General features: G+C 53.9%; 14 protein-coding genes. 5 read left to right on the top strand and 9 right to left on the bottom strand.

The window, feature by feature from the left end:
• Positions 1-830: 830 nt before the first annotated feature.
• Genes ACI2I2_RS18915 through ACI2I2_RS18905 form a run of 3 tightly spaced genes read right to left on the bottom strand, consistent with a single transcriptional unit; the run spans position 831 to position 2,670 of the window.
• Complete coding sequence (locus ACI2I2_RS18915; RefSeq protein WP_404659279.1) at positions 831-1,373, bottom strand: 1,2-dihydroxy-3-keto-5-methylthiopentene dioxygenase; 543 nt, start codon at positions 1,371-1,373, stop codon at positions 831-833.
• The gene (gene mtnC, locus ACI2I2_RS18910) at positions 1,370-2,059 is read right to left on the bottom strand and encodes an acireductone synthase (protein WP_404659278.1); all 690 of its coding nucleotides are present in this window, start codon (positions 2,057-2,059) and stop codon (positions 1,370-1,372) included. Before mtnC ends, ACI2I2_RS18915 begins: the two co-directional genes overlap by 4 nt.
• Positions 2,056-2,670, bottom strand: coding sequence for a methylthioribulose 1-phosphate dehydratase (locus ACI2I2_RS18905; protein WP_404659277.1), 615 nt, complete (start codon positions 2,668-2,670; stop codon positions 2,056-2,058). Before ACI2I2_RS18905 ends, mtnC begins: the two co-directional genes overlap by 4 nt.
• A 124-nt stretch (positions 2,671-2,794) precedes the next feature.
• Here ACI2I2_RS18905 and ACI2I2_RS18900 point away from each other — a divergent pair, with 124 nt between their 5' ends.
• Positions 2,795-3,955 (top strand): pyridoxal phosphate-dependent aminotransferase, encoded by a 1,161-nt coding sequence (locus tag ACI2I2_RS18900; protein WP_404659276.1) that lies wholly within the window; start codon positions 2,795-2,797, stop codon positions 3,953-3,955.
• On the opposite strand, the gene ACI2I2_RS18895 is transcribed toward ACI2I2_RS18900, so the two are convergent.
• The 3 genes from ACI2I2_RS18895 to dsbG all read right to left on the bottom strand — a co-directional run bounded on the left by ACI2I2_RS18895 (position 3,956) and on the right by dsbG (position 6,758).
• Entirely contained in the window at positions 3,956-4,582 is a 627-nt protein-coding gene (locus ACI2I2_RS18895) for an IbrB-like domain-containing protein (RefSeq protein ID WP_404659275.1), read from the bottom strand.
• Positions 4,567-5,790, bottom strand: coding sequence for a phosphoadenosine phosphosulfate reductase (locus ACI2I2_RS18890; protein WP_404659274.1), 1,224 nt, complete (start codon positions 5,788-5,790; stop codon positions 4,567-4,569). Before ACI2I2_RS18890 ends, ACI2I2_RS18895 begins: the two co-directional genes overlap by 16 nt.
• A gap of 221 nt (positions 5,791-6,011) precedes the next feature.
• Positions 6,012-6,758, bottom strand: a complete 747-nt coding sequence (gene dsbG, locus ACI2I2_RS18885) for a thiol:disulfide interchange protein DsbG (RefSeq protein ID WP_404659273.1) — start codon at positions 6,756-6,758, stop codon at positions 6,012-6,014.
• A 408-nt stretch (positions 6,759-7,166) separates the two neighbouring features.
• Between dsbG and ahpC the strand changes: the two genes are divergently transcribed.
• Entirely contained in the window at positions 7,167-7,730 is a 564-nt protein-coding gene (gene ahpC, locus ACI2I2_RS18880; protein ID WP_014069297.1) for an alkyl hydroperoxide reductase subunit C, read from the top strand.
• Positions 7,731-7,939: 209 nt separating this feature from the next.
• Positions 7,940-9,505: an alkyl hydroperoxide reductase subunit F gene (gene ahpF, locus ACI2I2_RS18875; RefSeq protein WP_404659283.1), complete on the top strand. Its 1,566-nt coding sequence runs from the start codon at positions 7,940-7,942 to the stop codon at positions 9,503-9,505.
• A 69-nt stretch (positions 9,506-9,574) separates the two neighbouring features.
• Here ahpF and uspG read toward each other — a convergent pair whose 3' ends face one another.
• The 3 genes from uspG to ACI2I2_RS18860 all read right to left on the bottom strand — a co-directional run bounded on the left by uspG (position 9,575) and on the right by ACI2I2_RS18860 (position 12,078).
• The gene (uspG, locus tag ACI2I2_RS18870) at positions 9,575-10,003 is read right to left on the bottom strand and encodes a universal stress protein UspG (RefSeq protein ID WP_404659271.1); all 429 of its coding nucleotides are present in this window, start codon (positions 10,001-10,003) and stop codon (positions 9,575-9,577) included.
• Between the two features lie 163 nt (positions 10,004-10,166).
• A complete protein-coding gene (gene rnk, locus ACI2I2_RS18865; RefSeq protein ID WP_404659270.1) occupies positions 10,167-10,577 on the bottom strand; it encodes a nucleoside diphosphate kinase regulator in 411 nt (136 codons plus the stop codon).
• Between the two features lie 124 nt (positions 10,578-10,701).
• Positions 10,702-12,078: a GntP family permease gene (locus ACI2I2_RS18860; RefSeq protein ID WP_404659269.1), complete on the bottom strand. Its 1,377-nt coding sequence runs from the start codon at positions 12,076-12,078 to the stop codon at positions 10,702-10,704.
• Positions 12,079-12,362: 284 nt separating this feature from the next.
• On the opposite strand from ACI2I2_RS18860, the gene ACI2I2_RS18855 reads away from it, so the two are divergent.
• Both ACI2I2_RS18855 and ACI2I2_RS18850 read left to right on the top strand, forming a co-directional pair.
• On the top strand, positions 12,363-13,193 hold the full coding sequence (locus tag ACI2I2_RS18855) for an alpha/beta fold hydrolase (RefSeq protein WP_404659268.1): 831 nt from the start codon (positions 12,363-12,365) through the stop codon (positions 13,191-13,193).
• An 86-nt stretch (positions 13,194-13,279) separates the two neighbouring features.
• On the top strand, positions 13,280-14,134 hold the full coding sequence (locus ACI2I2_RS18850) for a helix-turn-helix transcriptional regulator (protein ID WP_404659267.1): 855 nt from the start codon (positions 13,280-13,282) through the stop codon (positions 14,132-14,134).
• Positions 14,135-14,136: the final 2 nt, after the last annotated feature.

Here is a 14,136-nt window from a genome sequence, read left to right as displayed (position 1 = left end):
GGCACGATAAACCTCCATAATCAGTCTACCGTACCAGTTATAACCTGTTACCCATGTGCCCGGTTTAAAGTGTTACCTATGTGCCAGTTCATACAACCGCCATTCCCTTACATTATTCGGCCCATCCATGAGCCTCACCCCTTCGGGGCCAGCGCAAGCGCTGTTCAAATTTGTTCCTGACAAATTTGTCCCGGCTCCCGGCAAAAGAAAATCGCCGCTTCACGGAACCTCAACCTTCAGCAACGGGCTAATCGGGTCGGGCGAGATGCAAGTTATTCGCCCCATCCCTGGGGCTCACCCCTTCGGGGCCAACGCAAGCGTTGTTCAAAATCGTTCCCGACGATTTTGTCCCTGTAAAACACGCCCTCAGCCCGCATCCATGCGGGCTGCCCCGGCCAGTCGCTGAAGGTTGAGGCGATTTTCAGCCGGACGAAAACCCCATACATCGGCTTCAGTGGGCGCTGGTGTTGCCCCCCGCTGAAACCGCCGAGCTGGCAATCGGATGACAAGGTCAGGCCGCCATGGATGGCGGACTGAGGCGAATCGAGACAGGGACGTTGAGTTGAGCCGACCTTAGGCAGCCGTTTGTCAGGGAGGACAAATTTGTCGGGAACAAATTTGAACAACGCTTGCGTTGGCCCCGAAGGGGTGAGGCCCATGGATGGGCCGAATATTGTGCAAAGCACCGGTTTCATTCGCGGGGTCGCCGGGATTGTTAAGGGAGCCGCGAGAGGCTCCCTTAACCCGTTCACGTGCAACCAGATAACAGGGGAAAGCAGGTCATAAAGTGAACGGAACAATTCCACGTGAGCTGCATTAGCGCAATTTAATCACCCCAACCGCGGAAACCCGTCCGCAATCTCACTCCCGGTAAACTGCGCTATCCAGCCTTCCGGGTTATCGAAAATGCGGATCGCGGTAAAGTTCGGTTCGGAACCCATATCAAACCAGTGCGGTGTGCCTGCGGGAACGGAAATCAGATCGTTTTTCTCGCACAACACCTGGAACACTTCATCGCCAATGTGCAGGCAGAACAGCCCGGTGCCTTCGACGAAGAAACGGACTTCGTCTTCGCCGTGGGTGTGTTCGTTCAGGAACTTCGCGCGCAGGGCATCTTTCTGCGGATTGTCTGCTCGCAGGCTGATCACGTCCCAGCTCTGATAGCCCTTTTCCTGCACCAGTTTGTCGATCGCGTGCTGGTAGGCGGTGATCACGGTCTCGGGCGCGGGATCAGTGCCCAAATCGCGGTCTGCCTGCCAGCGTTCGAATCGCACGCCTTTGGCGTTAAGTTGCTGCTGAATTTCGCTGCCGTCAGTGCTGTGCCAGGTCGGTTCGCTGGCGTTGGCATCAGAGAAAATAGTCAGTGCGCTCATGAGGTGATCTGCTCCGGATGAATGTCGTCGAAACGTGGAACCTGGTGATGATGACTGGCGGTATCGCCGTCACCACGGATTAACTGCACGGTACGAAAACCGGCCTGCTCAGCGGCATCCAGCTCCTGATGAATATCAGACAGGAACAGGATATGCCCCGCAGGCTGGCCGATTTGCGCGGCAATAGCCTGGTAAGACTGCACTTCACGCTTCGCGCCCACGTGAGTGTCAAAGTAACCGCTAAACAGATGAGTAATATCACCTTCGTCGCTGTAGCCAAATAACAGTTTTTGCGCCGCCACCGACCCGGAAGAATAAACATACAGATCAATGCCCTGTTGTTTCCATTTTTCCAGTTCGGGCAGGACATCCGGGTAAAGATGCCCGGTAAAATCACCATTCACGTAACCCTCACGCCAGATGAGACCCTGCAATGCTTTCAGCGCGGTGGATTTACGGTCTTCATCCATAAACCCGAACAGCGTGTCGATAAGCTCTTCGGTGGTGGCCTGCACAGAAGCAATTTCTTCACGCAGATTATCCAGAATCGCCTTCACGGGTTCCGCATCCTGATTGGCGTTGACGAAAGCCGCCAGCCGCTCACGGGCATAAGGAAACAGCACGTTATGCACGAAGCGGATGTCGCTGGTGGTGCCTTCAATGTCAGTCACAATGGCGCGGATCATAGTTTCTCCAGTTGGCGTAAGCGCAGCTCGCATTCGAATAAAAACTCCAGCCCTTCCAGATGGCGGCGGGCTTCGGCCACATCGCGTCCCCAGCAGGTTAATCCGTGGCCGCGCAGCAGGAAACCGTAGTTTAGCGGGCGTTCGCTGGCGTAATGTTCAATGCGGCGGGCGAGGGCGTCAATATCCTGACCATTGTCGAAAATCGCTACCGGCACACTGTCGAGATGGCTGGTCTGCCCGGACAGGGATTTTTGCATCTCATAACCGCTGAGCACCAGTTCCGCCGATTTTTCAATGCGAGAGAGGACAGTCGCATTCACCGTATGAACGTGCAGCACGGCGTTCGCTTCGGGGAAAAGGCGATAGATGAGGGTGTGCAATCCGGTTTCCGCGGAGGGTTTTCGGCCCGATGGCGCCTGATTCGTGGCTATCTCCACCTGCAAAAAATCGCGGTTGGTGAGTGAGCCTTTATCTTTACCGGACTCGCTGAGCCAACACCATTGCGCATCTTCACGCACCGACATGTTGCCGCCCGTCGCGGGAGCCCAGCCTTTCGCGCCAATCCAGTGACAGGCTTCGACGAGGGCGTCTGTTTGCAGGTTTGCAGTCATCTTACCTTTCTCCAGCAGGACAGGAATAATGTTATCGTTTAGACGTCTAAGCGTCTTGATTGCCAAATCTTAACATCGTGTTATAGTGGCTTCAACAACAGTATTACAATCGGTCAACGAAACCATGAGCCATAACGCCCTGATCCCGCAAAGCAAACTGCCCAATTTGGGCACCACCATTTTTACGCAAATGAGTGCCCTGGCGCTTGAGCATCAGGCGATTAACCTGTCGCAAGGATTCCCGGATTTCGACGGCCCGCGCTATTTGCAGGAAAGGCTGGCGTATCATGTCTCGCAGGGCGCGAACCAGTATGCGCCGATGACCGGTGTTCCGGCCTTACGTGAAGCGATTGCGGCGAAAACGGCGGAGCTTTATGGCCATCAACCGGATGCGACTACAGATATCACCGTGACGGCGGGCGCAACGGAAGCCCTGTATGCGGCCATCACGGCGCTGGTTCGTCAGGGTGACGAAGTGATTTGCTTTGATCCGAGCTATGACAGCTATGCCCCTGCGGTGGAGCTTTCCGGCGGCGTGTTGAAACGCATCGCGCTTCAGCCTCCGCATTTCCGCGTTGACTGGGCTGAGTTTGCTGGTTTGCTCAGCGATCGTACCCGTCTGGTTATCCTCAATACACCACATAATCCTTCCGCGACGGTCTGGCAAAAAGCAGATTTTGAAGCGTTATGGCAGGCTATTGCTGAGCGTGAAATTTATGTGATCAGCGATGAAGTGTATGAGCACATTTGTTTTGCAGCGCAAGGGCACGCGAGCGTGCTGGCCCATCCGCAATTGCGTCAACGTGCGGTGGCGGTTTCATCGTTTGGTAAGACGTTCCACATGACCGGCTGGAAGGTGGGTTACTGTGTTGCGCCTGCGGCGATCAGTGCGGAACTGCGTAAAGTGCACCAGTACCTGACGTTTGCGGTGAACACACCTGCGCAACTGGCGCTGGCAGACATGCTGCGCAATGAACCTCAACACTACCGCGAATTACCCGATTTCTATCGCGCGCGCCGGGATGTGTTCATTAACGCGCTGGCAGAGAGCAAACTGGAAATATTGCCGTGCGAAGGCACTTACTTCCTGCTGGCCGATTACAGTGCGATTTCTGATGTGGACGATGTGAGTTTTTGTCAGTGGTTAACCACCGAAGTGGGCGTGGCGGCCATTCCGCTTTCTGTATTTTGCGCCGATCCCTTCCCGCATAAGCTGATTCGCCTGTGCTTTGCGAAACAGGAATCGACGCTGCTGGCTGCCGCTGAACGGCTGTGCAAGCTGTAGTTATTTCACTGTCCAGGCTTGAGAAAATTGACGGTCTGCAAACAAATCCTGCAGACCGTTAATTTGCCGCAGACGCAACACTTCGTCCGCATCCATCCCCAGCTCTACCCCAATTTTAATGTCCGTCCAGCCTAGCTGGTACAGCTCGCGGATAATTTCCGCCATCGCGTTAATTTGATGTCGGCCGCGTGCGCGATTGTGACGGATAGTAGACGCCATCCGGCTGGAGATGTCACTGCTCTGATGCTGTAACACGCTGACGGGCAAATAGCCTTTGAGCTTTTTTTTCAGTGCCGATTTCGATTTCGCCAGTTCATGGCGGTGAAAACCATCGACAATTTCATACTGCTGGTCGCTTTTGGTGTACACCACCACCGGCTGCGTAAAGCCGTCCGTTTCCAGCGATTTTTGCAGCAGTTTTTTCTCCGGCGGCGCAACGTTGTTGGGGTTGTAATCGTTCGGAGCGATGTGCTCTTTTTTCACCCACAGCACGCAATCGATCGGGTGATCGCTAAACGGGCTGACGCTATGCAGCGCCTGGCGAAAGCTATTGATCGCCTCAATACGATCCGCTTCGTTCAGGGTGTGTAACCAGCCGGTCATCTGCTCAATTATTTGCTTTTGCATAAAATTCCCCACTCCTCGCGCTTTTTCGCCATGCGCTGGTTATAACGCTGATAATGTGTAGCCTTGGTTGGGCTGAATGAAAGCATCCGACACCAGTAATCGTTATTCAGCAGCATCTTGCAGATACGCCGCCAGGAAGGAATATCTTTCGACCCCGTGTCGGCTGCCTGAGTGTCCGGAATATCCGCCATTCCTTTCTTGTGATACCAGTGTAAATAGACGGCTATCTTATTGCGGTAATGCTCTGCGGTCGGCGGTGGCATGGTTTCGAGCAGAAAAAGGGCGTAGCTTTTCCAGCTGTGGCTGTCGGGTTTATCAAGCTTCCGGTGACCGTAAAACTGATTATCATGCCCGGCATAGATGCCCCCGCAGTGAACGCCGTTGACGCGTTCGCACATCGCCGCCCAGCGCTCAGGTTCCAGCACGTGATAAAGCCATAACCCCTGACGCTGCTCCGGGCCGAAAGGTTCGCAAATCCGCATATAGCGTAAAGGCACACCCGCCTGATACATAAGGTTATACAGCGGGTTATAGCTGCATTGGGTGCGTGAAAACCAGGTCCAGATGTCCGCTGTCTTCCAGTCATAAATCGGGTAGATGTACCAGCAATGTCCGCCAGGTGCCATGCTGGTCCACGGTTTGTCATCGGCGAAACGCAGTTTGCGCTGTGAGGCCACGGCCAGAAAGCGTGTGTAGGATTCATCCGCACGAATGCCAATGGTGACGGCGGCAGGGCGTTTTTGTGAAAACCATTCGGCAAAGTCGCGAACAAAATGTTCGAAGGACATCCCTTGCTGATAAAACGGGAAAAACGCAGGGTCGGTGATGGCATCGGCTGGCGGTTGTCGCACCCAGGTCGTACCGGGTTCCCAACATTGCCATTCTGGTGAAAACTGGGTTAAAGCATTCGGGGTCGTTAGCGGCAGCGCGACCCAATAAAAGTTCTCAATGACGTCAGAATATTCTGCGCGCATTTTTTCACAATGGTCGATAGTACTGCTGAATTGTGCTTCCCAGTCGATAAACAAGACGCTGAATTTCTTTTTAAGCTTTCGTGCCAGTTGTCCGGTTAAATGGAGCATCACCGTGGAATCTTTACCGCCGGAAAACGAGATGCAAACTCGGTCGAAATTAGTCAGCGTCCAGCAGATGCGTTCCGTACTGGCCTCAAGCACCGTCTGCTCCAGGGGGAGTTTATAGATAGACATTCCATCGCCTTTTGAAGGTATCTGATATACCGGGCAAAAATAGACAATTATGGTGTGCGAGTAAACGGATTCATTACTATTTAAAATATTAATATTGTTTATTTTTATTTCGCATTCATTATCTCAATGAATAATGTGGTCTCGGGGGCTTCATGAATATTACGTGAACGGGTTTCCAGAAAGAAGGCAAGATTATCTGAAAATAACCCTGCCTGAAATCTTTATTTCTCACCCATCATTGCTTTTAAATTTTCGGCATCTGGCAGGCCGACAACCTGTTGCAGCATATTGTCCGAATTCAGATAATAAATGGCCGGGGTCGCATTGGCTCCTAATGAATCCATAAGCTTCTGGTTATTGCTTAAAATCTCCAGCTGTGCGGGCGGGATAGTCGCCGGCACATCCAGTTTCAGCTTGCCCCCTGACTGCTCGTAATCATGCCACGTTTTGCTCGGGTCTGCGCTCGTCAGAATGGCGGCGGCGGTCGCCGGGCTTTCCGGTTTAATCACCCCGACCATTAACGTGCGAAGCTGGACTTTACCGGACTCCACCCAAGGGCGCGCCTGCTGCCAGAATTGCTTGCAATATGGGCAAAACGGATCGGCGAACACGTAGACAACACGCGGAGCGTCTTTCTTGCCATCGAGGATCCAGTGCGCTTTCTCCATCTGTTGCCACAGTTCACGGCCTTGCGGCCCGTACACTTCTTTCTGAATCATCTGCTCGCTCAGGTTGGTGCCTTTCTCGTCATACATGTAGCCTGAAATCGCCTGCTTTCCGTCCGGCGTAACGTAAATGGTGACGCCCATATCCTGATACTTGCCGAGATAGCCTTTCATCCCGCCCGGTGCGTCAAAGGATTTGATGATAGTAATGCCTTGTTTTTCTATCGCTTTGACCGGAGCCGGAAGCTCTTCAGCCACCGAGAGACCCGGCAGCAGGGCAAGCAGGAGAGCCAGTTTACGCATAGTAAATCCTTGTTAAATAAGTGGATATGCCATCATGAATGGTTGAGCCTATCACAACCATAGATAAGACCCCGGGGCGATGCAATTGCTCTTACACAGCGTGGGTGATGTAATCCCTCCCGCTGTTACGACCTTTAACAAGGTAAAGTAGAGCGCAACGCATAGCCAGCCTGACTGGCACTGAATCACCCTTCGGGGCTTTCAGGTAACGGGGCCGCCTGAAAAGGTGGCCTTTTTACGTTGTGGCGCTATCTGCGGTGAACGGCTGAGTAACAGCAGTAAACGTTGGCGATTTTCATCAACATGGTTTGTTAGCTAACGCTTATTGATTTGATAAAGGAAACGCATTAGCCGAAACGGGGTGGGTGGGTTACCTTAGCTCTCAACGAAAACACGGAGGAAGTACAGATGTCCTTAATTAACACTAAAATCAAACCTTTCAAAAACCAGGCTTTCAAAAACGGCGAATTCGTAGAAGTCACTGAGAAAGACACCGAAGGTCGCTGGAGTGTGTTCTTCTTCTATCCGGCTGACTTTACTTTCGTCTGCCCGACCGAACTGGGTGACGTGGCTGACCACTACGACGAACTGCAGAAACTGGGCGTGGACGTTTACTCTGTATCCACCGATACCCACTTCACTCACAAAGCATGGCATGGCAGCTCTGAGACCATCGCTAAAATCAAATACGCGATGATCGGTGACCCAACAGGTGCCCTGACCCGTAACTTCGACAACATGCGTGAAGACGAAGGTCTGGCCGACCGTGCCACTTTCGTTGTTGACCCACAGGGCATCATCCAGGCCATCGAAGTGACCGCTGAAGGCATCGGCCGTGACGCATCTGACCTGCTGCGTAAAGTGAAAGCCGCTCAGTACGTCGCTTCCCACCCAGGCGAAGTGTGCCCGGCTAAGTGGAAAGAAGGCGAAGCGACGCTGGCTCCTTCTTTAGATCTGGTTGGTAAAATCTAAGCCTTTCAGGCACTGCGAAGCCGGATGACGCGATGCTTATCCGGCCTACCCAACAGGCCTGGCAAAGCGCAGGCCGGGTAAACGCAGTGCCACCCGGCAATCAACGGGTGCTCAGGCACCCGTTTTTCCCCGAACCCCATGATGCAAGCCGCATTCAGGCAGCCGCAAGGCCGCTTGCATGATGATGTTTTATTCGCAGGAGATGAATGATGCTCGACACCAACATGAAGACCCAGCTCAAGGCTTACCTTGAGAAACTGACCAAACCTGTTGAGCTGATTGCCACGCTGGACGACAGCGCTAAATCGGCAGAAATCAAGGAACTGCTGGCGGAAATCGCCGAACTCTCACCTCAGGTGACGTTTAAAGAAGACAACAGCCTGGCGGTGCGCAAGCCGTCTTTCCTGATAACCAACCCAGGTTCAAACCAGGGGCCGCGTTTTGCCGGTTCTCCGTTAGGCCACGAGTTTACTTCGCTGGTGCTGGCACTGCTGTGGACCGGTGGTCATCCGTCGAAAGAAGCGCAGGCGATGCTGGAGCAGATCCGTGCGCTGGATGGCGATTTTGAATTCGAAACCTACTACTCGCTTTCTTGCCACAACTGCCCGGACGTGGTGCAGGCGCTGAACCTGATGGCGGTACTGAACCCGCGCATCAAACACACCGCGATTGACGGCGGCGTGTTCCAGAATGAAATCACCGATCGTAACGTGATGGGCGTGCCTGCGGTGTTCGTGAACGGCAAAGAGTTTGGTCAGGGTCGTATGACGCTGGCGGAAATCGTGGCGAAAGTGGATACCGGGGCGGAAAAACGCGCGGCTGAAGAGCTGAACAAACGTGAAGCTTACGATGTGCTGATTGTGGGTTCCGGCCCTGCGGGCGCGGCGGCGGCTGTGTATTCTGCACGTAAAGGCATCCGAACTGGCTTGATGGGTGAACGCTTCGGCGGCCAGGTGCTGGACACCGTGGATATCGAAAACTACATCTCTGTGCCGAAAACAGAAGGCCAGAAACTGGCAGGTGCGCTGAAGCAGCACGTGTCTGATTATGATGTGGACGTTATCGATTCGCAGAGCGCAAGCAAGCTGACACCGGCTTCCGTTGAAGGCGGCCTGCATCAGATTGAAACCGCGTCAGGCGCCGTGCTGAAAGCTCGCAGCATTATCATTGCGACCGGGGCAAAATGGCGCAACATGAACGTGCCGGGTGAAGATCAGTATCGCACTAAAGGCGTGACCTATTGCCCACACTGCGACGGCCCGCTGTTCAAAGGTAAGCGCGTGGCAGTCATCGGTGGCGGCAACTCTGGTGTTGAAGCGGCTATCGATCTGGCGGGTATTGTTGAGCACGTCACGCTGCTTGAATTTGCGCCAGAAATGAAAGCCGACCAGGTGTTGCAGGATAAAGTACGCAGCCTGAAAAACGTCGACATTATTCTTAACGCTCAGACCACGGAAGTGAAAGGTGATGGCAGCAAAGTCACTGGCCTGGATTACCGTGACCGTGTGAGCGGCGATGCGCACCATGTGGCGCTGTCCGGGATCTTTGTCCAGATTGGTCTGCTGCCGAACACCACCTGGCTGGAAGGCGCTATCGAGCGCAACCGCATGGGCGAAATCATGATTGATGCTAAGTGCGAAACCAGCGTCAAAGGCGTGTTCGCCGCGGGTGACTGCACCACCGTGCCGTACAAGCAAATTATCATTGCGACCGGCGAAGGGGCAAAAGCATCACTGAGCTCGTTTGATTACCTGATTCGCACTAAAACTGCGTAATACAAAAAAAGTAAGACTATACCTGCAATCTGAAGAGGCTACCGAAAGGTAGCCTCTTTTTTTATCGCCTCAGCGCACAACCAGCACAGGCACAGTCGCGTGGCGGATTACGCTCGACGCATTCGAGCCCAGCAGATGTGTGGAGATGGACGGGTTACGCGAACCAATCACCACCACATCAGCCTTCAGTTCCTCAGCCAGTTCGTTGACCACATCGCGCAGGTTGCCCATTCGCACATGCATTTTGATGCGCGACGGGTCGATGCTGAAATGCTCAACCATGGTCTGAAGACGGTTTTCTGCTTCCTGATGAAGATGCTCTTCAAAGCGGCGTAAATCGGCAGCAAAACGGCTCATGGTCAAACTGGCGGAACCGGGGATGGCGTGCAGAAGATGAATCACGCCTTCCTGCTGCGCCAGAAATTCCGCATGACGGACGGCTTTGTCACTGAGTGCCATTTCAAAAACATCAACCGGCATAATGATCGTGTTGTACATAAGCTCTCCTCCTTGTGATAGATGCTTTTATACAAGCACATATCGCAATGATTATGTGACATTCACGTCGCAAATATAGCAAAGCGGGCCCGCAGGGAGCGTAAAGTTTTGTCGGTGGGTAAAACGGAAAGAGGATGTGTGGGACATCCTCTGAAAGGCAGGCTTAGCGGTGGAATTCACCAGCGGCTTCAGGCTGATAGATAAGCTCAAGCACTTCAAGATGTGTCGTGGTGCCGTTTGGCAGCGTCCAGTTGATGGTGTCGTCCACGCGCAGGCCAAGCAGGGCAGCGCCAACCGGAGCCAGAACGGAAAGCTGAGTGCTGCTGTCGGTCATGTTGGCCGGGAACACCAGCGTACGGACACGCTCTTCGTTGTTGGTCAGATCGCGGAATCTTACCTGGCTGTTCATGCTGACCACGTTGTGCAGCATCTCTGTCGGGGCGCACATTTGCGCGCGGTCCAGCTCATCATTCAGCGCCTGAGCCACCGGGGAGTTTGCCCATTCTGGTTTCTCAAGCAGGCGGTCGATACGCTCGGCATCGAACTCATTAATGATAATGGCGGGTCTGGTCATCGTTTACTCCATGTTTTTCCAGGTACCTGTATCCAAAAGAAAACCCTCGTCGTGCAAGACGAGGGTTTTGGGGTACAGCCATCATACTGACTGTCGTCAGATCTTTGAAGTGATTTGGCTCACATTAGAAGATCAGGCTGCCAATCAGCGCCAGCAGGAAGGCGATGCTGCCAAGCAGAGTCTCCATGACGGTCCAGGTTTTCAGTGTGGTCTTCTCGTCCATTTCGAGGAAGCGACCGACCAGCCAGAAACCGGAGTCGTTGACGTGCGACAGCACAGTCGCGCCGCCCGCGATGGCGATAACGATGAAGCACAAATCAAGCTGACTGATGCCGGTTGTGGCATGAACCATTGGAGCCACCAGCGCCGCGGTGGTGGTCAGCGCGACGGTGGCAGAACCCTGCGCCACACGTAAGGCCGTAGAAATCACGAAGGCCGCAACGATGATTGGCATGCCAGTATCAGACAGCACACCCGCCAGAGCGTCGCCGATACCACTGGCACGCAGAACGCCACCGAACATCCCGCCTGCACCGGTCACCAGAATGATGCCGCAGATTGGGCCTAATGCGCCGTCACAGATTTTTTCCAGATGCTTGAGGCTGTGCTGACGGCTGAAAACAGCCAGGGCAAAGAACACGGTGATCAGCAGCGCCACCGGGGTTTTACCGAGCATACGCAGGAAGTTCACCACGGTGTCGTCTTTGGCAACCCAGCCTAATACCACGGCGGTGTTCAGACCGGTTTCAAGGAAAATCAGCACCAGCGGCATCAGCAGAATGGTCAGTACCATGCCGAATGAAGGCGGCTTGTGGTTCGCATCGGCTTCCACTTCGCCGAGGAAAGAAGACGGCAGTTTGATGTCAAATTTCTTACCGGCATACAGGCCGTACAGATACGCGCCAATGTACCAGGTTGGCAGGGCGATAATCAGACCCACAATCACCAGCAGGCCGATGTTCGCGCCAAGCAATTCACTGGCCGCAACCGGGCCCGGATGTGGCGGAACCAGCGCGTGCATGACCGCAAAAGCACCCGCAGCCGGGAAAGCATATTTCAGCGTGGAACCGCCAAACTGCTTCGCCACGCTGAAGATGATAGGCAGCATCACCACCAGACCAGCATCGAAGAAGATAGGGAAACCGAACAGCAGTGAGGCCACACCCAGCGCAAACGGCGCACGGTGTTCACCAAACTTGTTGATGAGGGTATCGGCCAGCACTTTCGCGCCACCGGACACCTCCAGCAAACGACCAATCATGGCCCCAAGTCCAACCAGCAAGGCAACGCCAGCCAGCGTGCCACCGAAACCGGTCAGCAGGGTGGGAACCACTTTATCAAACGAAATACCGGTCAGCAGCGCTACCACGATACTGACAAGGGTTAAGGCTAAAAAGGCATGCACTTTAAAGCGCATGATCAATACCAGCAGGAGTGCGACGGCACCTGCGGCGATGCCGAGCAGCGTCCCGGCTCCGAGTGCGTTCGTGACTTCTGTCATCTTAATATCCTCTGTGATCGTGACAGCAAAAGAGGTAGTGATTGCCTGGCTTAATCCCTGCATTTATCACTGATACCGGTAACATGATACTGGTAACATCACGGGTGCTGTAAATACGATCTGACACATTTATTAACACTTTGCGACGGGGCTCAAATATCCGGAAGATTTATTGATTTGAAGAATATTTGTTCGATAAACGTGACCGATCTCAAATCTGTCTTATTCTTGATAAGCACCGCTACGCCTCCCGGCGTCAGCCTATTCAGAAAACAGGAGATCCCATGAGTGGTTACGATAAATTGACCCTGAAAGATGGCAGTAGTCTCTATTTCAAAGACTGGGGAAGTGGTCAGCCCGTGGTATTCAGTCACGGTTGGCCCCTAACGGCAGATGCGTTTGAAGACCAGATGCTGTTTCTCGGTTCACGAGGTTTCCGCGTGATTGCACACGATCGCCGTGGGCATGGCCGCTCCTCACAGCCCTGGGACGGGCACAACATGGACCAGTATGCCGACGATCTGGCAGAACTGACGGCACACCTTAAATTGAAAGATGCAATCCATGTCGGGCATTCCACCGGCGGCGGCGAAGTGGCGCGCTATATCGGCCGTCATGGTACCGATCGCGTGGCCAAAGCGGTGTTGATCGGTGCCGTCACCCCCATCATGGTGAAAACCGATTTCAACCCAAACGGCGTGCCCAAAGAGGTGTTTGACGGCATTCGTGAAGGCGTGGTGAATGATCGTGGCGCGTTCTTCCACGAGTTGACCATGGCGTTTTATGGCTACAACCGCGCCGGAGCAAAAGTGTCGGAAGCGGTACGCGATAGCTTTGTCGCTCAGGGTTTGCAGGGCTCCATTAAAGCGCTTTATGACTGTATTAAAGCATTTTCAGAAACCGATCTGCGCGAAGACCTGAAGCGGATGACTATCCCAACGCTGGTGATTCACGGCGACGATGACCAGATAGTGCCGTTCGAAACCTGTGGCAAAGTGGCAGCCGAAATCCTGCCGCATTCAGAACTGAAGGTTTATAAGGGCGGTTCTCACGGGATTTGCACCACTCACAAACAGCAAATTAACGAAGATTTGCTGGCGTTTATTCAGTCGTAATGGAAATGCCCGGCACGTGATGTGCCGGGCGTACTTCCCCGGATGAATCGGGTAAACTCAGCGTTTTCTTGCCATTGAGTTTCCGCATGCCTGTTACGCAACTCCCTGCCGATCAACGTTTCTTTGCTGACTTACTGAGTGGACTGGTGCTTAATCCTGAGCGATTAGGGCGTGTCTGGTTTGCGGGATCGCCCAAAACGCTTCCGGCAGGCGGATTGTGCCTCGATTTACCTCGTCTGGAAGTGGTTCTGCGTGGGGAATATGGCAACAAGCTGGATGAGAGCCAGCAGACTATCAGGCAAGGCGAGATGCTGTTTATTCCTGCCCGCGCGGCTAACGTGCCGTTGTTCACACGCTCTTCGATGGTGTTAAGCATGGTGTTCGCGCCCGCCTGGACGGGCATGGCCTTTTATGACAGCCGCAACGGCGGTACGCCGGAACCGCTGCGCAAAATCGAAATTCCTCACCAGCAGCGTGGCGAAGGTGAAGCCATGCTGACAGCGCTGACTCTGTTGAGCCGCTCCCCGCAGGATCAGCAAATCATTCAGCCTTTGACACTCAGCCTGCTGCATCTGTGCCGAAAGAGTGTCACCACCAGCGCGGACGGTGCGCCGAGCCGCCCTCAGTTTTTGTACAAAAGCATCTGCAACTGGCTACAGGACAACTACGCTCAGCCTTTGACGCGGGAATCGGTGGCGAGCTTTTTCAACATCACGCCGAACCATCTTTCGCGGCTGTTCCGCCAGCAGGGCACGATGAGTTTTGTCGATTATTTGCGTTGGGTGAGAATGGCGAAAGCACGAATGATTTTGCAGAAATACCACCTGCCGATTGGCGATGTGGCGCTGCGTTGCGGGTTTGCGGACAGTGACTATTTCAGCCGTTTGTTCCGGCGTCAGTTTGGGCTGACGCCGGGGGAATACCGGGCTCGTTTTCTGTAGCG

It is taken from the genome of Scandinavium sp. NPDC088450, from assembly GCF_044900545.1.
Classification (GTDB): Bacteria; Pseudomonadota; Gammaproteobacteria; order Enterobacterales; family Enterobacteriaceae; genus Scandinavium.
Note: the sequence above shows the minus strand (reverse complement) of the source record. Positions and strands in the feature narration are given on the sequence as shown.

Coding starts and splice junctions, on each gene's coding strand:
- dsbG (WP_404659273.1), bottom strand. CDS start 6,758: ATGCGTAAACTGGCTCTCCTGCTTGCCCTGCTGCCGGGTCTCTCGGTG.
- rnk (WP_404659270.1), bottom strand. CDS start 10,577: ATGACCAGACCCGCCATTATCATTAATGAGTTCGATGCCGAGCGTATC.
- ACI2I2_RS18905 (WP_404659277.1), bottom strand. CDS start 2,670: ATGACTGCAAACCTGCAAACAGACGCCCTCGTCGAAGCCTGTCACTGG.
- ACI2I2_RS18895 (WP_404659275.1), bottom strand. CDS start 4,582: ATGCAAAAGCAAATAATTGAGCAGATGACCGGCTGGTTACACACCCTG.
- mtnC (WP_404659278.1), bottom strand. CDS start 2,059: ATGATCCGCGCCATTGTGACTGACATTGAAGGCACCACCAGCGACATC.
- ACI2I2_RS18860 (WP_404659269.1), bottom strand. CDS start 12,078: ATGACAGAAGTCACGAACGCACTCGGAGCCGGGACGCTGCTCGGCATC.
- ACI2I2_RS18850 (WP_404659267.1), top strand. CDS start 13,280: ATGCCTGTTACGCAACTCCCTGCCGATCAACGTTTCTTTGCTGACTTA.
- ACI2I2_RS18890 (WP_404659274.1), bottom strand. CDS start 5,790: ATGTCTATCTATAAACTCCCCCTGGAGCAGACGGTGCTTGAGGCCAGT.
- ACI2I2_RS18900 (WP_404659276.1), top strand. CDS start 2,795: ATGAGCCATAACGCCCTGATCCCGCAAAGCAAACTGCCCAATTTGGGC.
- ahpF (WP_404659283.1), top strand. CDS start 7,940: ATGCTCGACACCAACATGAAGACCCAGCTCAAGGCTTACCTTGAGAAA.
- ACI2I2_RS18915 (WP_404659279.1), bottom strand. CDS start 1,373: ATGAGCGCACTGACTATTTTCTCTGATGCCAACGCCAGCGAACCGACC.
- uspG (WP_404659271.1), bottom strand. CDS start 10,003: ATGTACAACACGATCATTATGCCGGTTGATGTTTTTGAAATGGCACTC.
- ACI2I2_RS18855 (WP_404659268.1), top strand. CDS start 12,363: ATGAGTGGTTACGATAAATTGACCCTGAAAGATGGCAGTAGTCTCTAT.
- ahpC (WP_014069297.1), top strand. CDS start 7,167: ATGTCCTTAATTAACACTAAAATCAAACCTTTCAAAAACCAGGCTTTC.